Origin of the sequence: Arthrobacter ramosus (assembly GCF_039535095.1) — a bacterium.
Lineage (GTDB): Bacteria > Actinomycetota > Actinomycetes > Actinomycetales > Micrococcaceae > Arthrobacter > Arthrobacter ramosus.
On the sequence record NZ_BAAAWN010000001.1, the window covers coordinates 318,418 to 339,057 of the forward strand.

Sequence of the window (20,640 nt, forward strand, 5' to 3'; positions counted from 1 at the left end):
CTATTGAGGATCCTGAAGCAGCCCGAGGACGTTGCCGTCGGGGTCGGTCACGGTGGCAACCAGACGGCCGCCCCCGACGTCGCGGGCTGCTTCCTTCAGGGTAGCGCCGGCGGCAGTCACCTCGGCCAGCTTCGCCTCGATGTCCGAAACGTGCCAGTAGGCGACGGGCGAGGTCATGGCCTGCGGTCCGCCTCCCGGGACGAGCCCGATGTGTTGGCCCGCGACGTCGAAGCCGACGTAATACGGCCCGTCGGCCTGCGGCGGTGTCCCGAGCAAAGCGGTGTACACCGCCTTCGCCGCGGCGAGGTCGGAAACGGGATGCAGCACGGTCTTGATTCCCTCGTTGGAAGAGTCGCTCATGATCACTCCTGAAGTCATTAGGGGACGAAGCTGGCGTGGACGGTGTTGTCCATGACCGCCATTCTAGGCGCGGCCCGGGAGCGGCGCTTCTCCATTCCTGACCGGTCTGGGGCCGGGAGATTCCTTGTATGGACATCCCTGTCGAGCGGTGCCACGATGGCCGAACATGGCCCCTGGCGTACCGTGCCAGGGCAAAAGCGAGGCTGGAGGAACCAATGTCGGATTCCGATCTCGATCTGATGGTGGAGAAATACCATCGAGCGCTTGATGCGTTCGTCAAGGGAGACCCGGAGCAGCAGAAGAAGCTGTTCTCAAAGCGGGACGACGTCACGCTCGCCAATCCGCTCGGGCCGCCTGCGCGGGGCTCGAGTGCGGTCGAGGCGACCATGGATCGGGCGTCTTCCGGGCTGAGGGAGGGTGAGCCCATCAGATTCGAGCGAATCTCCGGGTACGTCGGGACGGAGCTTGCGTACATCGTCGAAATTGAATGGGCGCGGGCCAAGGTTGGCGGGTCTGATGAGGTGTCCCCGATACCCCTTCGGGTGACGACGATCTTCCGCCGGGAAGAAGGTGAGTGGATGGTCCTCCACCGTCATGCGGATCCCATACTTTCCCCGCGGCCAATCGAGTCGATCGTCCAGGCCTAGGCGCTCCCGAGGTGCCGGATCAACGCGTCGAGGATCGGCACCTGCCCGCCCACCAATTTGGCGCGGGCCTCGGTCTCCATGGCCCACATGGCGTCGTCGATCTCCGGGTAGCTCCGGACAATGCCGGATCCTCGCGGCCACTCCAGCTCGAAGGTGTTGCTCACGATTCTCTCGGGGTCGAAGTCCGACTCCGCCGTGAAAGCCGCCACCAGTTTGCCCGACGGTTGCCGGAAGATGCCCAGCTGGTGATATTCGACCGCGGGCGGGGGAGTGCCCATCTCCTCGGCGAATTCCCGCTTGGCGGCCACCAGGGGATCCTCGTCTTCGAGGTATTCGCCTTTGGGAATGGACCACGCGCGTGCATCCTTATGGGCCCAGAACGGGCCGCCCATGTGGGCTATCCACACTTCCAATTCCGCGGTGGAGCTCCGACGGTACAACAGAATGCCCGCGCTTCGAACTGTCATTTGCCCTCCCAGGCATAGGTTATCCGCCGGGTCGGACGGCCGGAACCCGCAGCACTCCCAGGGCCTCGATTAAGTAGGGGACCGGATCCGCATCTGTCCCCGCGGCCCACTGCATCCACGCCTCGAACGTCGCCCCGAGATAGGCGGCGCACAGATAGCCTGCCGCGCTTTCGCTGATGCCTTGCGCCACGAGGTAAAGCCGCGCCCGCTCCCGCTGTGGAGCCAGGGCATCGTAGCTTCTGCTCGCCAGCTCAGGGTGCTCTGCGATCAGGCGCAGGCGCCCGCGCGTGACGGAAAGGTCCGGGATCGCCGAAACCCCGGCGATGGCAGCCGCCCGCAGTCCTGCGAGGATGCCGCCGTCGAAAGTGTCGCCGTCGGACGGGCCGGCTGTGCGAGCGCTCTCCAGTACCTGTCCCGAGGCTTCCACCACCGGTTCCATGCCACCCCAGACGAGGTCAGCCTTGCTGGGGAAGTAGCGGTACAGGCTCTTTCGCCCGATTCCAGCCTCGCGTGCGATGTCCTCCATTGACGTCCGCTCGTAGCCGTTCTCGGCAAAAAGCCGGAGCGCGACGCCGGCCACGACGTCCGGATCAATTGTCGCCGGGCGTCCGGTGGAGCGCCCGACGCCGGGCTTCGTATGGTCTGAGGGCATCTCTCCAGTATCCACTCTTACATAATGACACGGAGTGTCATAAGGTGATTCGAACGACACCAAACGTTCGGGAGGAACACCATGGGCAACGAAACTGCATGGCAGGAGGCCGCCATCAATGGCCGTTTTGGCGGGAAGACAATCATCGTCACAGGAGCGGGCTCGGGCATCGGCCAGGCCACGGCCCTGCGCGTCGCGAAGGAAGGTGGCCGGGTCATCGCCGCCGACATCAGCAAGGAGCGCCTGGACGCCTTGGTGGAGGAAAACGGCGGCCTGGACCTGGTGCCCGTGGCCGGCGACATCTCCACCGAGGAGACCGTTGCCGCCGTCGTCGTTGCCGCGGGCGGCCGCGTGGACGCCCTCGCCAACATCGCCGGCATCATGGACAACTTCGCCCCGATCCACGAAGTAGACGACGCCATGTGGGAGCGCGTTTTCCGGATCAACGTCACGGCACTCATGCGCCTGACCCGAGCTGTGGTGCCGCTGATGCTGGAGGCCGGCACCGGCTCCGTGGTCAACGTCGCCTCCGAGGCAGGGCTGCGCGGCTCCGCGGCTGGTGCCAGCTACACGGCGTCGAAACACGCCGTGGTCGGGCTGACCAAGAACTCGGCCGTGATGTACGGGCCGAAGGGACTCCGCTTCAACGCCGTTGCCCCGGGGCCCACCATTACGAACATCGAGGCGGTGTGGGGATCCCAATTGGCCGCCGAACGCCTCGGTCCGCTCATGCAGGCCACTGTCCCCACCCCCGCGACGGCCGCCCAGTTGGCGGCGTCGATCACCTTCCTGCTCAGCGACGACGGCACCAACGTCAACGGCGCCATCCTCGCGTCCGACGGCGGCTGGTCGGCGCTGTAGGGAAGCTCTTCGCGAGGAGGGGTTCAGTCGCTGTAGCCCTCCGCCGGGTTGGCCAGCCGCGGCTTCGCCACGACCGCAGAGCCAAGTCGGAGCGACACGTCGCATGCCTTGATGAGCGCCTCGTCGTGGGTGGCTATGATGACGGCGGCGCCGCGGGCTGCCTCTTCCTGCAGGAAGAGTGTCACGAGATTGCGGTTGTCGAGGTCGAGGGACGCGGTCGGCTCGTCCGCAAAGATGACGTCGGCGGAGCGGAACATCGCCCGGGCTAGGCCGACGCGTTGCTTCTCGCCGCCGCTCAGAGTTGAAACCTTCTCGCCGGCCCGGCCTACAAGTCCCACCCGGTCCAGCGCACTTTCAATGCCCGCCCTGTGGCGCTTCACAAGTCCGAAGATTGGCATCTGCGAGAGGGCAACGTTGTACTCGACAGATTCTTCATCGATGAGGCCGTAATCCTGGAAGACAAAGGCGGCGTGCTGCTGCCAGAACCGACGACGACGCCGGTCGTCCCACCGCGTGGCGTCCCGGCCCCCGACGTGCACCTGCCCGCCGTCGACACGGCGCAGGAGCCCCAGGACATTGAGGAGAGTTGTCTTCCCGCACCCGCTGGGCCCAACAAACGCCAGGGTTTCCCCGGGGGTCGCATGGACGCTTTGTCCTTTGAGAACGTCCTTGCCCTCGATGGTCACTGTGATGTTCTCTGCTTTGATATCCATTGAGTTCCTCCCGGTGCCGTGGTTGACCTACGCTCGCCGGGCGAGTAGTTGTGCGAAGACTACGTTGGCAGACGTGATGTGAAGGAGGCCGCTTATGAGTGCGTAGAGCGGGACTGCCGCCAGGGCCCACCAGGCATCACCTCCGCTTCCCGCTCCAAGAGCCAGGAACATCGCGATGGCGACGACGACAGCCAGCGTCCCTTCCCAGGCGAGCCGTCGCGCGAGCGACTTGGCCCAGGGCCACCCGGCTGTGCGCTGTACGAAGTGACGACGGCCCTTGGCAACGGTGTATACGAGCGCCGAGACGGCGGTGCTCATGGTCAGGGCCAGTAGGACCAGCGTAAAGGAGAGAGTTTTCATGCCCGCAGACTGGTTCTGAAGCTGGCTGTTGTACAAGCCAGCGTCGGAGATACGATCCACCGAAAGGACGACGTTCCCCAACGGGTGGCCAGCGAGGTAATCCCGTACCCAGCGGGCATCGCTGAATGTGAGGTTTCCGCTAGTGAGGAAGCTGCCGATCGTGTCGTCGTCGAAGGTCTCCGCCGGATCATCGACGAGAACGATGAGCGGGTTCTGGAAGTGCGCCATTTCTCCCAGTTTGGGTGGCAACCCGGGAAAGTCTTTCTGGCCGGTGTAGCGGTAAGTCTTGAACGTGTCCGCGAATCGGTCAAGAGTGCCCACTCTGGTCCAGAGCGGGTACTGACCCTCCAGATGATCTTTGAGGGCGGCGGGCAGCTGAACCGGGGAAATCCGTTCTGCCCGAGTGCCTAACGGATTCCCGGCTGAGGGCGTTGAATCAATGAGGGTTGAAATCGCCCTCAGGTAGCTAGGGTTCACCAGGACTGTGCCGTCATATCCGCCAAGGTCGGTGGACGCTCCTTCGTTCAGCGAAATGATATTCGCGGGTTTGAAGGAATAGGAGAATGTCAACTTGCCGGCGCGGGATGCTGCGACGGCCAAATCGCGCATTTCCGCTAGCCGTCGTTCGAATTCAGTCTCTGAGCCAGTGCTGATCCGGACCGAGACATTGTTCTTCAGGACCTCCCACTGGGCGTTTTTGTTTGAAAGATTCGTCGCTTCGGCGATCGATGCCCCGACGATCGGCAGCGTGACTGTGACGAGGACGAGTGTTGCGCCCTTGAGTACCTCGCTAATCCACTGGAAGTGCTTCTCCGGGGGCTGGCGGGAGGCGATTCCGGAGACAGAAGGCCACGTCATTGCGCTGGCAATCAGGGCGCAGAGCAGCATCACACCCAAAGCCGACGCGAGGAAGGACGCGCTCGTGAGGGCGAACAGCGGCAGGTAGGACGCCTTGCCCTGGGCCGCAACCACCACGAGGGCCACGAGAAGGCCGCCGATTGCGGGGAGAGCCACGGCCCGCACCAGTGAAAGGAGGTCCTCGCCAACCACATTGCCGGTCGTGGCTCCGCACAGGAGTTTGAGCGAGCGGGCCCGCGCTCTCAGGACGTACCACGAGATCACGAGCGCAATGAGCAGCACGAGGCAGGTCAGGAACGTCAACCATGCTCCGGTAGTAAAGAGAGCATGCCCTAAGACCTCGACGTTGCTCTTGGCGGAGACTGTGCTCTTTACGCCATGCGTTTCGAGCCACTGCGTCAGCTGCGTCTTTGCGGACGCCGGCCCTGAATAGACGTAGGCGCCGTTGAGGTTGGCTGTGCCGAGTTCGTGCGCGGAGCGTAGCTCGCCGTGCATGCCGGGTTTGAACCACTCGAGCTTCTGCGCCCTGCCTGGCGCGTGCTTACCGAACACGTAGAGTGAACGCGCGTTGAAGAAGTCTTCGGGATCGGCCACGATCTTGGCCAAGTGGAGTCCCGAATCGTCCACGAGCGCGTCAAGCTCCGATTTGACCTGGGCCTTCGGCGACTGGACCTGGGAGAAATCGAAACTTGCCCTGAACTCGGCACCGCGAGGGAACGCTTCTTCAGCGGTCTGCATGTATATGCCGGCCAGCACTGACAGGAATATAGCGATTCCAAAGGAAGTGACTCGCACCAAGATTTTCAGCATTTGAGATGGGTCCTCGGAGAGCGGGATTGAGTCCGCCCAGTGGGCTTGGAGCGAAGCCCACTGGGTGGAACTCAACTGGATTGGCGCGGTTGAGGTGCTAACAGACCCGGTAGTAGTACGTGGCCGCGACAGCGGTTCCGGCGACGGAGGACAGCGCTCCGGTGAGCGCGAGTCCGGCCAATGCTTTCTTCATGTTCATTGAAATCCCCTCAATTCGAATAAGAGATGTCTTTCCACATCTGCTCGGCGTCCATTGAGCAGCCGAGCACCAGCGACCGGACAGGTCTCAAACCGAAAGAGAGATAACCGGCGTGTGAGCAGGCTACAGGCGGAATAGGCCATTAGGAGGTTGATGTCCCCGAATTGAGTGGCCCGAAGAGGGAAATTGAGTGGTCCGAAGGGGAGAATTGAGTGGCCCAGAGGAAAATAAGCATGGTGCCACCGTCACCGTCACCGTCACCGTCCCCGCGACGAACGCAAGACGACGACGGCGGGAGCGTCCCGCCGTCGTCGTCCTGTGTTCGCTGCGGCTTCAGCCGGTGTAGCCCTCCACCTGTTTTGGTGGCCGTGGTTTGGCCTCGTTCGGGTTCTCCCCGTACTGCCTCTTGGCCCGCCGTTGCCGCAGCAGGTCCCAGCATTGATCCAGGTCCTGTTCGATGCGCTCCAGTCTTGCGCGGTCAGGTGCATGTGCAGGACCCGGCGGGGCCGCTTCTGCTTTCTCCCGGAGTTCCCGCTCCTCCTCCACCAGCGATTGGATGCGGTGCAGAATGCCCTGTTCGTCCATGGTGACCCTCTTCCTGAACTAGCCGTTACCAGTCAGGTTAGTGAGGTGAGCTGGGCGTGAACAGGGGCCGTGTTCGCGGGAACCATCCCGGCAGTCTCCCGTTTGCGGAATACTTGGACGCAGATCCAGGATTTCCGCAGGCGAAGGCGGTGATTGACCGTGAACAGCGAAAACAATGCATTCAAGCACCGGCTGGAGCGAGCCACGGAGCTGAGGAACGTCCGCGCGACCGACATGACGGCCGAGGAAGAGGCCGAACTTGAAGCCGTCGAGGAACAAGAGCGGCGGAAGCGCAAGAAGGTGGACGACGCTGCGCGGGTGGAATACCTGATCCGCGACGCCATGGCGCAAGGTAAGTTCGACAACCTGAAGTATGCAGGCAAGCCGATCCCCGGGCTGGGGGAGCGCTACGATCCGGATTGGTGGGTCAAAGGCCTCATCCAGCGCGAGCATCTCAGCGGCCTTGGCCCGAAGGCCATTCTGCTCCGCACCGAGGATGCCGAACTGGATGCGAAGCTCGATGCGCTGTACTCGGAAAAGCAGGTGCGCGATCTGGTGGAGGACTTCAACGCCCGGGTCGTTGACGCGCGGCGCCAGCTCCAGGGCGGCCCGCCCGTGATCACGAAAACCCGCGACGTCGGCGTCGAGCTGGAACGCTGGCGCGAGCGCCGGGCTGCGGCTGCTAAGGCAACTGCGGCCCAGGAAGCGGTGAATCAGGAACTTGCGGGCAAGCGGCCGTGGTGGCGTCGCATCTGGAACGGTTCCGGGTAGGCCGGACTCAGCGGCTCGGCTTGGTGTTGAACGCAGGCGTTCCAGCCAGCCGGCCGCCGTCGACGGCGAGAACGGTTCCGGTAACGAACGAGGACTGGTCCGAGCAAAGCCAGAGGGCGGCGGCAGCAACTTCGGATGTGGAGCCGATCCGACCCAGCGGCACGGCCGCGGCCACACGGTCTTGGGCGGCTTGGCCCGCCGCGGCGAGTCGCTCGGTGAGGATCGGGCCGGGAGCGATCGCGTTGACCCGGATCCCTTGTGAGGCGTAGTCGAGCGCGGCCACCCGGGTCAGGCCGCCGACGCCGAATTTGCTCGCCACGTAGCCGCTCATGCCGGCGACGCCTTGTTCGCCGGCCGTGGAGGACATATTGACGATCGCCCCGCCGTTCCCGCTTGCCAGCATGAGCTCTATTTCGTATTTCAGGCAGAGGAACACTCCGCGCAGGTTGACCGAGATTGCGCTGTCGAACTCCGCGCTCGACCACTCGGCCAGGGGTGCCGGGATCCGCCCGCCGCCTGCGGCGTTGTTGACCGCGGCGTCGAGACGGCCGAAGCGGTCCCGGATCCGGGCCATCAGGGCTTTCACCGAGTCCTCATCGCCCACATCCACGGCCATGGCCACGGCATTCCCGCCGCCCGAAGTAATGGAGGTGACCTGCCCGGACAGGCCGGCACTGTCACGAGAGGCGAGGACGACGTCGGCACCGGCGCCAGCCAGCGCAGTTGCGATCGCTGCACCGATTCCGCGGCTCGCTCCGGTGACAAGCGCGACCTTGCCGGACAGCGGCCGGGTGAGATCCGGCGTCGTCATGGCGCTGTCCGGCTTGTGCCGTGCGTTTGGCTTGCGCCGGGCGCGTGAGCCCGGGGCTCTTGGTTCGCGGCAGCCCGGGTGCGTGGGAGCAGGAAGCCTGCAGCAACCAGCCAGAGCAAGCCGCCGAAGCGCCCGATCGGCAGCAGGAACTGAAGAGGCTCGATCGCCATCGATAGGAAGCTCAACTCGGACAGTGCGGCAATGACCAGTCCGGTCCAGGCCAGCCAGCGGGGCATGAAGCCCAGGATCAGGGCCGGGACGGCGATGCCCGCCATGAGGAGGCCGATTCCGACGACGAAACCGACCCCGCCGGTGATGAACGCGAGGAACGCGAGTGCGTGGGTGAGCGTCACATCCGTGGTGATTTCCGGCCGGCTCAGCAGCCAGGTCACCGAACCCGACAGCATCAGGAAGATGGCCGCGCTGACGCCGCCAAAGAAGCTGATGGCCGGTCCGGGAACGCGCACGCCGAGCCGGAGCTGCCGGGCGTAGACGGTGGCCGCGTAGATCCCCAAGGGCACGGCGGAGCCGAATTGGAGCATTCCGCCGACCCTCATGGCAGTGACGTTTTGCTGGAAGAATGCGGCCACCTGCCCCGTCGATGCAAAGGGCGAGACGAACGTTTGGCCGCCTGTCAGGATTGCGGACGTGATGAGGCTGGCGAGGAAGATGCCCAGGCTGACGAGGGCAAGAACGCCGGGGTGTGGGCCGCCTGACCGGGCTGGACGGCCTTCATCGGGAATCGAACGACTACTCATGGCTGGACCTTTCTAGTAGTGGCTGAACGTAATTGCGTCACTACTGAAATAGTTCACCTATGTAATTGTTCTGTCAAGCATGTATTCTGAATCCATGGACTTAGCCACACCGGGCCGGCCGAAACGGACCGCTTTTCTCTTGTCGCAGCTTGGTGCCGTGGCGTCGTCGCGTTTTGCCGACCGCACACGCGAGATCGGCCTCACGCCGAGCGATGCCGGTGTCATCCGCTTGCTCGGACGCGCCCCCGGGTTGAGCCAGCGCTCCCTCGCGGACAGGCTCGGTGCCGTCCCCAGCCGGGTGGTTTCACTCATCGACTCGCTTGAGGAACGCGGCCTCGTGGAGAGGGTGCGCAGCAGTACGGACCGGCGGAACTATGAACTCCACCTCACGAACGCCGGCAAGCGCGTGCTGGGGGAACTGCGCGGGATCGCAGAACAGCATGAAGCGGAGCTTCTGGCCCCGCTGACAACGGAGCAGATTGCCCAGCTTGACGTGCTTCTCGCGCAGCTCGCCAGCGGCCACGGGCTGGACAGGGACCTCCACCGCGATGTCGGACGCGACGGCGGACGTAGCGCCTGATCGGGCGCCCGAGCCTCGTGCCGCCGTCGGGAGCTATCATGACGATCGGGCCACGATTTTCGCCACTATGTGGGGAATAGCAGCTGCATGGTGTATGTTGCACATTCGCCAGCAAATATACAAGAGAAGAGATAACACCAGGTGGCAACCGATTACGACGAACTCCGCTCCGACGTCGCGGAATCCCAAAGCACGTCACTTCAGGCCCTGCAGTCTGCCAATGCTCCGGACGCGCGCAGCGTTGTACGCGAGCTGGACGAGGCCGATGCTTTTGAAGGCAACGAGGTACCAGGTGGCGAATTCGTGGCCGAGGAATTGATCATTGCGGTCGTTCCCCAGAAGGAAGACGAGTTCACGTGCTACTCGTGTTTCCTAGTCCGTCACCGCTCCCAGATTGCCCGTGAAAAGAACGGCCACGCGTATTGCGTGGAGTGCGAAGGCTGAGCCTCTGAGACCCAGCTCCGCCCCTACCAGCCCCCTAACTCACTGTTGCGTTCATCACAGTCCCGTCCCTCACAGGGGATTCAGGCGCTTCTTCTTGGCGAGCTTTTCATAGCGGGCCCCTGAGTCCGCGGCTCGCCGCTCCTCGGCAGCGAGCAGGGGGCCATAAGGCGAGTTGTCCTCCACCGATCCGCCGGCATCGTTTGCGAGGCGGAGCAGCACCGAACGGCTTACGACGCTGTCCTGGTGCTCTCCTAGGATTTTCTGGAACTCGCGGGCGTCACGGACCAAGCGCACAGCGGGCTTCCCATGAACGTCTTGCAACGCTTCGGCCGCATGGCGCAGCCGTTTGGCGTCTTTGCGGACCTGATGCAACGCCGTGTCGTTTTCGACGCCGGTGTGCTGGGCCGCCGCCTTCTGGGACCGGCGCAGCCGCTTGATCGCTTTGTCGGCCAGCTTGGCCGTGACGGGGCGGGCCTTCTTCCCGGCACGAGGCATCGTGGGGGGCGTGTCGCGGAAATCCTCAAGCGCGTCCAGGAGCCGGAAATAGCGTTTCGTTCCCAAGGAGCGGAGCATCTCGCGATACCCGGAGTTGAAGGCGGCCTCGAGTTCGTCATTGATCCTGGAGGCGGCTGGAGCTGGCACCAGGCCGTCGGGTTGCTCATTCAGGAGTTCCCCGATCCGGTCGCGCAGCACCTCGGCATCCCGGGCCTTGCCCAGGACCTTGGTCAGCCATTTCAGTTCGGATTTGAGCTGATCACCGGCGTCGGCGTCGAAGAGCTTGCCGTAGGCGGACAACGTCGAGCGGAGCCTGCGGGTGGCTGAGCGCATGCCGTGAACGGCGTCGTCGGCGCCCTGCCGGACTCCGGAGTCCAGGGCGGTGATTTCGGCAATCTGCGCGGCTATGTAGGCAACTATTGCGTCTCCCGCAGAACCCTTCGGACGGGCTTTTGGTGGCGCCGGCACGGCGGCTGGCCAGGCGGTTCCGAATGCGCGGGCCAGCTTGGAAGCGTGCTCCGAGGGGGTTGCGCCGGTCCCCGACAAGACGCGCTCCGCACTCTCAAACAGGGCTTCATCGCCGTGGACCAGCTCGATTTCCCATTCCCGCCATTGCCTCTCCAGCTGCATGGGGTGCAAGGTCTCGGCTGTCACGTGGTCATCCACGAAGTCGGCCAGGGTGACGTCCTCGCTTCCGTGCAGCCGGTGCAAAGTGCGGCGAGTGTGGATCCGCGCCACGGGCCTTAGCTCATCGCCGCGGGTGAACACGAGGAGCTTCTCTGCCAGTTCCTCTGGAACGGACTCAGGCTGGCCAAGCGGCGCCTGGATCTCCACGCGCATGCCCCGGTCTGCCGGCAGTTTCAGATGCCAGCCTGAATCGGTGCCGCCGGTGCGGCGCCGCAAGGTGATGCGGTGCTTGGCAAGGATGAGGCCGTCCGTGTCGAAGTAGACGGCCTCGAGTTGATGATCTGCAGGGTCTGCGACTTGTTCGACGCCGATGATGTCCCCGAACGCGGGAAGGGGCGTTTCCAAGTCAGCGTCGTACTTGCGTTCTGTTTCCACGGATTCCTGGGTCGACATGTCGTTTCCCGTCCTTCTCGTAGCTGCCCGCACCTATAGGCATCCTCCCACTAGGCCTCGTGCAGGGAAAGACCGGGCGAACGCATCTCCAGCAGGTCCCTTGCGGGCGCGGGGATCTGGGGAAGAATGTGGGCATGAGTTCGACGCCGAGCCTTGGTCCGTTTGTTGATGGTTTCACCGGGGATGCCTCGTGAGCGTGTTCGTGCTCGTGCCGGGGGCGGGCGGCTCGGCCTGGTATTGGAGCCGCGTCGTCCCCCTCTTGCAGGAGGCAGGTCACGATGCTGTCGCCGTTGATCTGCCGGGGGACGACGAAAATGCGGGCCTGCCCGAGTACGCACGCTTGGTTGAGGCGGCAACCAGTGGCCGGAACGACGTCGTGCTTGTTGCGCAATCGCTTGGCGGTTTCACGGCGCCGATGGTGGGTGCCCGGACCGGCGTCGCAGAGATCGTCTTCGTGAACGCAATGATTCCCAACCCGGGTGAGACCCCCGGTGCATGGTGGGACAACACGGGCTGGGAGGACGCACGCAAGCGTGCTGCCGCGGCCGGCGGCTACAGCGAAGAGTTCGATGTGAACGAGTACTTCCTCCATGACGTTCCGCCGGAGGTTGCTGCCGAGGGGGAGCCGTACCAACGGCCCGAAGCGAACGCAGTCTTCGCGTCGAGCTGCGAATTCGTGGAGTGGCCGGCGGTGCCCATCAGGGTGCTCAGCGGCGAGGGGGACCGGTTCTTCCCGCTTGAGTTCCAGCGCAGGGTGGCGCGCAATCGCCTAGGGCTTGAGCCGGATGTCCTGCCCGGCGGGCATCTCCTTGGGCTGTCGAATCCGGCCGGGGTTGCTGACTACCTCTTGCACCGATGAACTTTTTGCGACCGCGGGCGTCCGATTCCCTAGACCGGAATCGACCCAAGCCCTAAGATCACTCTGACGGCACCAGCTCTGGCTGATCGATGTCCGTCGCGGTCTCACCCTCAGCGTGAGCGCCGGGTCCGTTCCGCGACTCCTGGGTCTTCGAACGGGCCCGGTCGACCTCCGCTTGACCACCTATCCGGAGGAGGCCTTCCTATGAGTGAAGCCAACAAGGAACTGGTGCGGCGCCACTTCGAGGAAGCGGTGAGCGCGCCAAGATGTGGGATTGCGGCGATAGTTAGAGAGTAATTACTCGTAGATGGTGACTGCGGCCCGCCAACGGAGGATGCTTGATTGTTGGGAGGGAAAATCATGACACGAGATGTGAGTCATTTCGAGCGCCTTTCAGCGTGGACTGAAAACGACATGAAGCCAGCCGTCGGCAAGCTTTTGCGCGGTGATGGTTTGCCTGCCGATGCCCGGGAAAGCAACCATCCCTCGCCCCTGGATTTCCAGATTCCTGAGGAACTGGACCGCGCCCTGGAGTCGGCTTCGCAAACGCTCAGTCTTACGCCCAGCGAGATCCTGCGCGAGGCCCTGTCCGAATGGCTGGGCAGCCACGGACAGCCGGCCACGGGCCACCATCCATTCGGGAAACACACCGCGCTGTAACGAGCGCCGGCTGCGGGTCGCGGGCCGCGGAGCTGCAGCCGTTACTGGAGGCTGCCCTGAACAGCGTCTCCGTGCCGCGCCGAACGGAACGGCGATGCCGCAAGGAACACCGCCGCCGCCGTCCGCCGATGCGGGCCACCCGAGGACCGGGCGCCGATGGCCAGTCCCCGGGTATGGAATGCAAACTGCCTTTAGCCGCCGCAGTACTTGCTGTAATTGGTGCCCGCGTTCTGGTAGTCGTTCTTCAGGGCATTGAGCTTCGCGGCATCCGGGTTGTCCTTCGCGGACTCGTCCAGGTAGTCCACAATCGTCTTCAGGGTGGGCTTCAGCTCATCCGAGGACACGGCTTCGATCGGGCGGAGCTGGTTGGCTACCCGGATGGTTCCCGTTTTGTCCGTGGTGTTCGTGGGGTTCGAGATGACGGTCTTGACCCGGCTGCAGGTGTCCGCGGTGCTCAGCTGCTGCGGTGCGGAGCAAGCTGAAGCGGAGAGGACGAGCCCGGCCGCGAGCAGGGCTGTGGTGATTTTCTTCATGGTTCCCTCAGTAGTTGCTGACGTTTGATTGTAAGCAGACGTGGCGCGGCGCCCAATGCAGGCTTGGCCAGCGGAAGGTCTATTGCGTGCATCCTAAGGCCTGATGATGACAGGGGAGGGGCCCCTCGGCCGTCCGGCCGCGGAACCCCTCCAGTGTTCGAAGCGCGCTGGATCAGCGCTGGGGGAGTGCCTTGGTCCCCTCGATCTGCACGGCCTGCAGCTTGTTCGGATCAAGGCCAAGGGTCTTCAGGATGGTCGGCGCAATCTGCGTCGTCTCGACCGCGGTGGTCACGGTCCGGGCGTGTTCGTCGTTGGCGCCGGAGACCACGAGCGGCACATCGCGGTCGTCCGCGCTGGCTCCACCGTGTTCGGCGATCTTGGCCTTGCCGCCGGTGTAAACCACGCCGGTCTGGGCGATGCCCAGAATGTCCGGGTAGCGTGCATCGCTGGTTTGGGTGCCGAAGTAGTTTGCAACTTCGCTGCCCGCGTACACCTTGCTCAACCCCGAGGTTGTCACGGTCTTGGCAGCACCGTTGATGTCGTTACCTGCTGCGGAGTGCGCTGCCAGGTAGTCCTTGGCGAACTGCGCAGCTGCCTGCGAGTGGTCCGAAAGCCACAGCTGCATGATGTCGTCGTCGGTGGAGAACGCCACGAGGTCTGCGGAGCCGGGGTGGGCCGACTTCCATGCGGTGTTCAGGCCGTCGATGATTGCGCTGTCAGGCACCCTCGTCAGTGTCGAAGAGTCCATGGGGGACTGTCCGTGCTTGGCAGAAAGGATCACCGTGGTGTCCTTCGCGTGGCCGGAAGCGGCCAGCGCAGACTCGAACTTCCCGACAGAGGCGTTGACGAAGTCCAGGGCTTTGCTCAAGAGCGGCCCCGGAACGGTGCCGCCCTGAAGGTAACCGCCGGTGAGGCCGTCCGACGTCGGGAGCTTCTGTGCCGTCGAGACGGCCTGGAAGTTCATCCCGAAGATGCCCGGGACTGCGGCCGCCTTGGTGCCTGAGTGGTCCTTGCCGTCGATTTCGTTCAGCACGGCCTGGACCTTGTAGCCGTCGTACTGCTGGGTTGCGGCGTTGTCCTGCGTCCAGTCGCCGGTGAACGGAGCGGCGGCTTTGCTGTTGATCTCCGGGGTGAACAGGTCATCCAGGCCCTTGCCGGAAGGGCCGTTCAGGATTTCGTAGGCCGGGTGCTTGTCCGACCACGCCGTGGTCAGCCCGGCGCTCTTCGCCACTTCGAAGACCGTGTTTACCTTCAAGTACTGGTGGGGGTAGACCGGCTTGCAGCTCGCCGGGTCAACCGGGAGGGCGGCCGGGTCAAGGAGTGCGCCGGGTTGTCCCGTCATGTTCAGGATGCTGGCCGGAAGCCCGGGCAGGCCCTGGCCGGCGTCGAGGGCGTTCTGGTTCTTGTCGGCGGCTTCGGTGAAGGCCACTTCGGCGCCGGGCGCAGTGTTCTTGCAGTCCGTTGTGCCTGCCGGCAGGAGTGACCTGTTGAAGGTGTCGTCATAGTAGACGCCGGTGGTCCCGGGATTGCCGCCGGTCAGCTGGCCGACCATGCCGGGGAAGGAATCCGAAGGCACTGGAGTCTGGGCGTGCGTGTAGCTGGTGCCGTGGTTGACCAGCGACGCCAGCGCCGACGTCGGGTGGTTCTTCACGTACAAATCCAGGTCCTTCTGGTGGAGGCCGTCCACCGAAAGCAGCAGCACGTGCTTCGATGTTTCGCCCTGGCCCTTGCTGTTGTCTGATCCCTGCTGGCCCTGGACGTCCTGGCCGCCGCGTGAAACGTCGTCGGCCATGGCCGGCGCCACCGCGGATCCGGCCATGAGCACGGCCCCCAGGACCGCTGCTGTGGCAAGTCCGTTTTTCTTGGCTGTCTTCATCAAAATAAGACCCTTCGCTATTGCGTTCTTATCGATCGAGAATGCGTCCCCGGATGATTCTTGTTGCGGGGAGGGCATCCGTCTCGCCGATTGGGCCTCACCGCGAAAACGTTCACGATAGGTTCAATTGCGGGTAGCCGAACTCTTCCGAAACTCACAGGAAATCCGCGTACCCCGGGCGGCCGGGGGTACGCGGGCTTCTGCGAACAGGGCCTACCGCCTACGCGACAGGCGCCCCCAAGGACACCGAGAACTCCATTGCCACTTTCGCCGCCAGAGCCCCGGCCTGCTCCAGATGGCGGCCGAAGCGCTGCTTCGGGGCGCTGACATTGAACGCCGCCACGATCCGCTTCTTGAAGTCGTAAACTGGGGCTGAAACGCCCACCACCCCGAGTTCGAACTCTTCATCAACTACTGCATAACCGCGCCGGCGAATCAGGGAGATTTCGGCGCAAAGGTCCTCGAAGCTCTGGATCTTGTTGGGCCGATGTCCGGGTTGGCCTTGCCCTGCTTCCAATGCCAGGGGGGAGAGATCCTGCAATTCCGAGGCTTTGGCGGCGTTGGTGTCATACCAATCGCGAAGGGCTGTAGCATCCCAGTCGCTGACCAGCACGCGCCCCGAGGATGTGCCCCAGGCGTCCACGCTGACGCCTTCCCAGCCAAGTGCCCTGTATGTGTGGTTGGACATCTCGCTCTTCAAGGTAAGCACCGTGCCGCCACGCAGCACGCAGAGGTGCGTGGTTTCGTGGGTGGCTGCGGAGACGCGCTTGAGGAACGGAGTCGAAGCGCTCACCATCCTGGCTTCGGCGGTCCGCGCGGCCAGGGCGTAGAGCCCGTATCCGAGGCTGTACAGCAAGCTATCAGGGTCCCTATCGACCAGGCCGGCCTCTGCAAGGGTGGCCAGCGTCCGGGACACCTGGGCCTTGTCCCGGCCCGCGATTTCCGCCACCTTGCTCACGCCTAGTCCGGAGGCGGCAACCGACTCCGGGGATCCCAGGATTTCCAGAAGCTCCAGATCGCGCCGCAGGCCAGATGAATTGCGCCGCGCGGGACGGGTGGCGGCTGAAGCATTTGAGTCACTCACAAAACGACCATAGCAATGTCGAGTTGACATATCAACAACTCGCATTGCGCAAAAGGGAACTCGCCTCATACGGTTGTGGCATGGCTCACGCAATTGTGAGTCCTCATCCTTGACCCGACGAAGTGAAAAGGAGGATCACGTTGAACGACTCGTTCTTCTCGGACTTCGGTTTGTTCCTCACAAAGAGATCGGCAGACATCGCCGAATCCGCCACCCAGCATCTCGTGGTTGTTTTGGTTTCCCTGCTGATCGCCACGGTAGTCGGCGTCGGCATCGGAGTGCTCGTCTGGAACAAGCCGGTCAGCCGCTCGGTAGCCATTGCCGGCGCAGGCGTCGGCCTGACCATTCCTTCCATGGCCCTCCTGGCGCTGCTCATCCCGGTGTTGGGCCTCGGCTGGACCCCCACCATCGTGGGACTCGCCTTTTATGCGCTGCTGCCCATCATCCGCAACACCGTTGTTGGATTGCGCGAGGTCCCGCCCGCAGTTTCCGAATCCGCCCTCGGAATGGGAATGGGAACAGTGAAGACGCTGTTCCGGGTGCAGCTGCCGATGGCGTGGCCTGTCGTCCTCACCGGCGTGCGGGTCTCCGCGCAGCTCTCGATGGGAATCGCCGCTATTGCCGCCTATGTGGGAGGACCGGGCCTGGGCGGAATGATCTTCAAGGGCCTGTCCAGCCTTGGTTCAAAGAATGCCCTTAACTTCGCCGTCGTTGGAACCGTCGGCGTCATTGTTCTCGCCCTGCTGGTGGATGCAGCGTTTGTCGCCATCCGCCGCCTCACTACCTCAAGGGGACTTCGTGTCTGAAACAATCTCGCGTCCTGCAGCCGGCGCCCGGATCGTCCTCAAAGACGTCACCAAGACCTATCCCGGCCAGGCCGGACCCGCCGTCGATTCTTTTTCCATGGACATTGCTCCCGGCGAGTTGATCATGTTCGTTGGCCCTTCGGGTTGCGGCAAGACCACCACCATGAAGATGATCAACCGAATCATTGAGCCGACGTCTGGATCGATCACTATCGACGGCGAAGACATCCTCTCCCTGAATCCCAACGAGCTCCGCCGGCGGATCGGCTATGTGATCCAGCAAATCGGCCTGTTCCCGCACATGACCATCGCCGAGAACATCTCCGTGGTCCCTAAGTTGCTCGGCTGGGACAAGAACAAAACGCAAGCCCGCGTCGAAGAGCTGCTCTCCGTCGTCGAACTTGACCCCAAGGTGTTCGCTTCCCGTTACCCGCGCCAGCTATCCGGCGGCCAGCAACAGCGGGTAGGCGTGGCTCGGGCCCTGGCTGCGGATCCGCCCGTCATGCTCATGGACGAGCCCTTTGGTGCAACGGACCCCATCACCCGCGAAAAGCTGCAGAGCGAATTCCTCCGCCTGCAGGAAAAGCTGAGCAAGACGATCGTCTTCGTCACCCACGACTTCGACGAAGCGGTCCGGCTCGGCGATCGCATCGCCGTCCTGTCCGAGCGCTCGCAGATTGAGCAATTCGACACCCCGGCAAACATCCTGGCAAATCCCGCCAACGACTATGTTTCGCAGTTCGTCGGACACGGCGCGGCCCTCAAACGACTGGGGCTGATCCCGGTGAACCAAGCCACGCTCGGCCCCACCGTCGCCGTCCGCGGTGTCATTGAGGTCAGCCTCACCGACTCGCTCCGTGACGCGCTGGATGCCCTGGTCCTCTCCGGCGGGGCTCCGGTTGCCGTGGTCAACGGGCAAGGCCGGGCCGTCGGCTCCATCGACATCCAGAAGATCTCCGCCGTGCTGGGGACCGAAGTCCTCCCGGACGCGTTGGCCGGCGGAACGTTGAGCGGAGCCCGGCCATGACGGCCCAGGCCACTTTGGATCTTGCAACCGCCTTCGGAACAGCATCCAACCGGCGCGGGAAGTACTTCTCCTTCAAGCGCTTCGGCACACCGGTTGTCATCGTCCTCGCGTTGCTCGCACTGTCCTTGTGGCTCGGATCGCTTTCCTTGGACTCAATCGAACAACGGACCCTGAACTGGCAATACCTTCAGGACCGCACTTTCGAGCACTTGCGGTTGACGGTTGTCGCGTCGGCGATCGTTGCCGTCATTGCCATCCCGGCCGGCATCGCGCTGAGCCGTATCCACTCAAGGACCGTCCATGCTGTCGTGTTCGGCATCGCCAACGTCGGCCAGTCCACTCCGGCAATCGGCCTGGTGATCCTGTTGGCCATTGTCTGGAAACTCGGCTTCGAAGTGGCCCTCGTCGGCTTGGTGGCGTACTCCGTTCTGCCCGTTTTGCGGAACACCCTGGTGGGGCTGGAACAAGTGGACTCGAGCCTCACTGAAGCAGCCCGGGGAATGGGCATGCACCCCCTCCAAGTCCTCACCCGGATCGAACTGCCCCTGGCAATCCCGGTGATCGTGGCCGGCCTGCGCACGGCCTTGGTGTTCTGCGTCGGCGTGGCCACGGTGGCCACCTTCATCAACGCCGGTGGCTTGGGCGACATGATCGTCAACGGCCTCAAACTCCAACGTTGGCCCGTGCTCATCACCGGTGCCGTGGTGGTTTCCTGCATCGCCCTGGCTATCGACTGGATCGCGGGGCTGGCCGAAGACCTGCTCACACCCAAAGGCCTCTGAGTCTCCGGCCTCTGACACCAGGGACCAAGAATTCTCCTGAACCAAAAGCCCAAGCATCGAACCCTCCAAGCGTTCCCCTCAGTGGCGCCTGCCCACTTCAGTAAAGGACCCAACATGAAGAAACCAGTTCTCGCACTCCTGGCCACCGGCGTCGTTGCCGCCCTGAGCCTCACCGGATGTGGCGGCTCAGCGAGCTCGTCCACGCAGACGTCCAAAGGCAACGAGCTCGACGGGCTGACCGGCGTCATTGGCGCCAAGGACTTCTCCGAGCAGTTCATCCTGTCGAACATCACCAGCCAGGTGCTCAACGCCCACGGCGCCAAGACCACCACCAATACCAAGGTGGTCGGCTCGGCCAATGTCCGCACGGCCTTCGAAACCGGCCAGTTCGCGGGCTACTGGGAATACACCGGTACGTCCTGGATCACCTACAACAAGCAGACCACGCCGATCAAGGACAAGAAAGAAATGTTCGACGCCGTGAAGGCCGCCGATGCCAAGAAGGGCATCGCGTGGTTGGACCCGGCCCCGCTGAACAACACCTATGCCTTCGCCATCCGCGAGGACAAGGCCAAAGAGCTGAACATCAAGTCCCTTTCCGACATCGCGAAACTCCCGGCCAAGGAGCAGACCTTCTGCATGGAGAGTGAATTCTCCACCCGCGACGACGGCTGGCCCGGCCTGAAGAAGGCCTACGGCCTCAGCCCCGACGCGAAGGTCTCCATGCTGGACACTGGCGTCATCTACACCGCCACCCAGAAGGGCCAGGACTGCAATTTCGGTGAAGTCTTCGAAACGGACGGCCGCATCTCGGCGCTGAAGCTCCAGGTCATGCAGGACGACAAGCAGTTCTTCCCGATCTACCAGGGCGCCCTCACCATCAAGGCGGACATGCTCGCCAAGTACCCTGCCATCGCGGACATCATGGCAAAGGTCTCCCCGAAGCTCACCACCGAGGTCATGCAGAAGCTCAACGCCAAGGCCGACGTCGATGGAGACGATCCGGACAAGATCGCCAGCGACTGGCTGAAGTCGGAAGGACTGATCTAGTGATGACTGCGGTGCAGATCGGCGAATCATTCATAGGCGACGGCCCCAACGCTGCCCACGTGAACACGGTCCTCGGCCACAGGGACGGCCCGGCGGGCACCGCCTGGGCCACTGCCCTGGCAACGCCCAGCGCCGGACATGTCCCCTTCGTCACCGTCCTCCGGCCCTCCCTGCCGGTCAAGCCGTTGACCCTGTTCGTCACCAAAGCGGCTCCCGTCAATGAGCGGCACGGCAACCTCATTTGGGGCGCCGCCCAGGCAGGCATCGCGGCCGGCGTCGCGGATGCCTTGGCGGACGGTACCGTCACGGCAGAACAGGCCGATTCCCATGTGGTGATCGCCGCCGTCTGGGTCAACCCCGGCGCGGACGACGAAGACGCCGTCTACCGAAACAACCGCGAGTCCGCACGCACCGCCCTGGAAAACGGGGCACAACAGTTGCCCTCGACGGCGGCCGTCATCGAGGCACGCAAAGTCCCGTCCAATCCCTTCTTCACTCCGCGAGGCTGACAA

Annotated in this window: 24 protein-coding genes; 12 read left to right on the forward strand and 12 right to left on the reverse strand. The window is 63.7% G+C overall.

What is annotated here, in order from left to right; translation table 11 throughout:
* Nucleotides 1-360 (reverse strand): VOC family protein, encoded by a 360-nt coding sequence (locus ABD742_RS01540; RefSeq protein ID WP_234753331.1) that lies wholly within the window; start codon nt 358-360, stop codon nt 1-3.
* Between the two features lie 215 nt (nt 361-575).
* Between ABD742_RS01540 and ABD742_RS01545 the strand changes: the two genes are divergently transcribed.
* Nucleotides 576-1,007, forward strand: a complete 432-nt coding sequence (locus ABD742_RS01545; RefSeq protein ID WP_234753332.1) for a YybH family protein — start codon at nt 576-578, stop codon at nt 1,005-1,007.
* On the opposite strand, the gene ABD742_RS01550 is transcribed toward ABD742_RS01545, so the two are convergent.
* Together ABD742_RS01550 and ABD742_RS01555 are read right to left on the reverse strand one after the other, a co-directional pair.
* Nucleotides 1,004-1,474 carry an NUDIX hydrolase gene (locus tag ABD742_RS01550; protein ID WP_234753333.1) on the reverse strand — a complete coding sequence of 157 codons (471 nt, stop codon included), beginning with the start codon at nt 1,472-1,474 and terminating at the stop codon, nt 1,004-1,006. The two genes, ABD742_RS01545 and ABD742_RS01550, sit on opposite strands and share 4 nt — an antisense overlap.
* 19 nt (nt 1,475-1,493) lie before the next feature.
* Nucleotides 1,494-2,126: a TetR family transcriptional regulator gene (locus ABD742_RS01555; RefSeq protein ID WP_234753334.1), complete on the reverse strand. Its 633-nt coding sequence runs from the start codon at nt 2,124-2,126 to the stop codon at nt 1,494-1,496.
* A gap of 81 nt (nt 2,127-2,207) precedes the next feature.
* Here ABD742_RS01555 and ABD742_RS01560 point away from each other — a divergent pair, with 81 nt between their 5' ends.
* Nucleotides 2,208-2,987, forward strand: a complete 780-nt coding sequence (locus ABD742_RS01560) for an SDR family NAD(P)-dependent oxidoreductase (protein ID WP_234753335.1) — start codon at nt 2,208-2,210, stop codon at nt 2,985-2,987.
* Between the two features lie 23 nt (nt 2,988-3,010).
* On the opposite strand, the gene ABD742_RS01565 is transcribed toward ABD742_RS01560, so the two are convergent.
* The 3 genes from ABD742_RS01565 to ABD742_RS01575 all read right to left on the reverse strand — a co-directional run bounded on the left by ABD742_RS01565 (nt 3,011) and on the right by ABD742_RS01575 (nt 6,512).
* Nucleotides 3,011-3,700, reverse strand: a complete 690-nt coding sequence (locus ABD742_RS01565) for an ATP-binding cassette domain-containing protein (protein ID WP_234753338.1) — start codon at nt 3,698-3,700, stop codon at nt 3,011-3,013.
* Nucleotides 3,701-3,727: 27 nt separating this feature from the next.
* Complete coding sequence (locus ABD742_RS01570) at nt 3,728-5,656, reverse strand: hypothetical protein (RefSeq protein ID WP_344787007.1); 1,929 nt, start codon at nt 5,654-5,656, stop codon at nt 3,728-3,730.
* Nucleotides 5,657-6,260: 604 nt separating this feature from the next.
* Complete coding sequence (locus tag ABD742_RS01575; RefSeq protein WP_234753344.1) at nt 6,261-6,512, reverse strand: DUF2630 family protein; 252 nt, start codon at nt 6,510-6,512, stop codon at nt 6,261-6,263.
* Nucleotides 6,513-6,671: 159 nt separating this feature from the next.
* On the opposite strand from ABD742_RS01575, the gene ABD742_RS01580 reads away from it, so the two are divergent.
* Nucleotides 6,672-7,283, forward strand: coding sequence for a DnaJ family domain-containing protein (locus ABD742_RS01580; RefSeq protein WP_234753346.1), 612 nt, complete (start codon nt 6,672-6,674; stop codon nt 7,281-7,283).
* A 7-nt stretch (nt 7,284-7,290) separates the two neighbouring features.
* On the opposite strand, the gene ABD742_RS01585 is transcribed toward ABD742_RS01580, so the two are convergent.
* Together ABD742_RS01585 and ABD742_RS01590 are read right to left on the reverse strand one after the other, a co-directional pair.
* A complete protein-coding gene (locus ABD742_RS01585; RefSeq protein ID WP_234753347.1) occupies nt 7,291-8,094 on the reverse strand; it encodes an SDR family NAD(P)-dependent oxidoreductase in 804 nt (267 codons plus the stop codon).
* Nucleotides 8,091-8,852, reverse strand: a complete 762-nt coding sequence (locus ABD742_RS01590) for a hypothetical protein (protein WP_234753349.1) — start codon at nt 8,850-8,852, stop codon at nt 8,091-8,093. Before ABD742_RS01590 ends, ABD742_RS01585 begins: the two co-directional genes overlap by 4 nt.
* A gap of 94 nt (nt 8,853-8,946) precedes the next feature.
* On the opposite strand from ABD742_RS01590, the gene ABD742_RS01595 reads away from it, so the two are divergent.
* Nucleotides 8,947-9,432, forward strand: coding sequence for a MarR family winged helix-turn-helix transcriptional regulator (locus ABD742_RS01595; protein WP_234753351.1), 486 nt, complete (start codon nt 8,947-8,949; stop codon nt 9,430-9,432).
* A gap of 141 nt (nt 9,433-9,573) precedes the next feature.
* The gene (locus ABD742_RS01600; RefSeq protein WP_059389433.1) at nt 9,574-9,876 is read left to right on the forward strand and encodes a DUF4193 domain-containing protein; all 303 of its coding nucleotides are present in this window, start codon (nt 9,574-9,576) and stop codon (nt 9,874-9,876) included.
* 69 nt (nt 9,877-9,945) lie between these two features.
* Here ABD742_RS01600 and ABD742_RS01605 read toward each other — a convergent pair whose 3' ends face one another.
* Nucleotides 9,946-11,451 (reverse strand): CYTH and CHAD domain-containing protein, encoded by a 1,506-nt coding sequence (locus ABD742_RS01605; RefSeq protein ID WP_234753354.1) that lies wholly within the window; start codon nt 11,449-11,451, stop codon nt 9,946-9,948.
* A 190-nt stretch (nt 11,452-11,641) separates the two neighbouring features.
* Here ABD742_RS01605 and ABD742_RS01610 point away from each other — a divergent pair, with 190 nt between their 5' ends.
* Together ABD742_RS01610 and ABD742_RS01615 are read left to right on the forward strand one after the other, a co-directional pair.
* Complete coding sequence (locus ABD742_RS01610; RefSeq protein ID WP_234753356.1) at nt 11,642-12,310, forward strand: alpha/beta fold hydrolase; 669 nt, start codon at nt 11,642-11,644, stop codon at nt 12,308-12,310.
* A 360-nt stretch (nt 12,311-12,670) separates the two neighbouring features.
* Nucleotides 12,671-12,970 (forward strand): ribbon-helix-helix domain-containing protein, encoded by a 300-nt coding sequence (locus ABD742_RS01615; protein ID WP_234753358.1) that lies wholly within the window; start codon nt 12,671-12,673, stop codon nt 12,968-12,970.
* A 191-nt stretch (nt 12,971-13,161) separates the two neighbouring features.
* Here the strand turns inward: ABD742_RS01615 and ABD742_RS01620 are convergent, their stop codons facing one another.
* The 3 genes from ABD742_RS01620 to ABD742_RS01630 all read right to left on the reverse strand — a co-directional run bounded on the left by ABD742_RS01620 (nt 13,162) and on the right by ABD742_RS01630 (nt 16,463).
* Nucleotides 13,162-13,503, reverse strand: a complete 342-nt coding sequence (locus ABD742_RS01620; RefSeq protein WP_234753361.1) for a hypothetical protein — start codon at nt 13,501-13,503, stop codon at nt 13,162-13,164.
* 172 nt (nt 13,504-13,675) lie between these two features.
* Entirely contained in the window at nt 13,676-15,379 is a 1,704-nt protein-coding gene (locus tag ABD742_RS01625; RefSeq protein WP_234753363.1) for an alkaline phosphatase family protein, read from the reverse strand.
* 220 nt (nt 15,380-15,599) lie between these two features.
* Complete coding sequence (locus ABD742_RS01630; RefSeq protein WP_234753366.1) at nt 15,600-16,463, reverse strand: IclR family transcriptional regulator; 864 nt, start codon at nt 16,461-16,463, stop codon at nt 15,600-15,602.
* Nucleotides 16,464-16,603: 140 nt separating this feature from the next.
* On the opposite strand from ABD742_RS01630, the gene ABD742_RS01635 reads away from it, so the two are divergent.
* The 5 genes from ABD742_RS01635 (at nt 16,604) to fae (ending at nt 20,637) form a co-directional block, all read left to right on the forward strand.
* Nucleotides 16,604-17,269, forward strand: a complete 666-nt coding sequence (locus ABD742_RS01635; protein ID WP_234753368.1) for an ABC transporter permease — start codon at nt 16,604-16,606, stop codon at nt 17,267-17,269.
* Entirely contained in the window at nt 17,262-18,296 is a 1,035-nt protein-coding gene (locus tag ABD742_RS01640; protein WP_234753370.1) for an ABC transporter ATP-binding protein, read from the forward strand. Before ABD742_RS01635 ends, ABD742_RS01640 begins: the two co-directional genes overlap by 8 nt.
* On the forward strand, nt 18,293-19,078 hold the full coding sequence (locus ABD742_RS01645) for an ABC transporter permease (protein ID WP_234753372.1): 786 nt from the start codon (nt 18,293-18,295) through the stop codon (nt 19,076-19,078). The genes ABD742_RS01640 and ABD742_RS01645 overlap by 4 nt, the downstream gene beginning before the upstream one ends.
* Before the next feature lie 114 nt (nt 19,079-19,192).
* The gene (locus ABD742_RS01650; RefSeq protein WP_234753374.1) at nt 19,193-20,128 is read left to right on the forward strand and encodes a glycine betaine ABC transporter substrate-binding protein; all 936 of its coding nucleotides are present in this window, start codon (nt 19,193-19,195) and stop codon (nt 20,126-20,128) included.
* Between the two features lie 2 nt (nt 20,129-20,130).
* Nucleotides 20,131-20,637, forward strand: a complete 507-nt coding sequence (fae, locus tag ABD742_RS01655; protein WP_234753376.1) for a formaldehyde-activating enzyme — start codon at nt 20,131-20,133, stop codon at nt 20,635-20,637.
* The last annotated feature ends 3 nt before the right edge of the window (nt 20,638-20,640 follow it).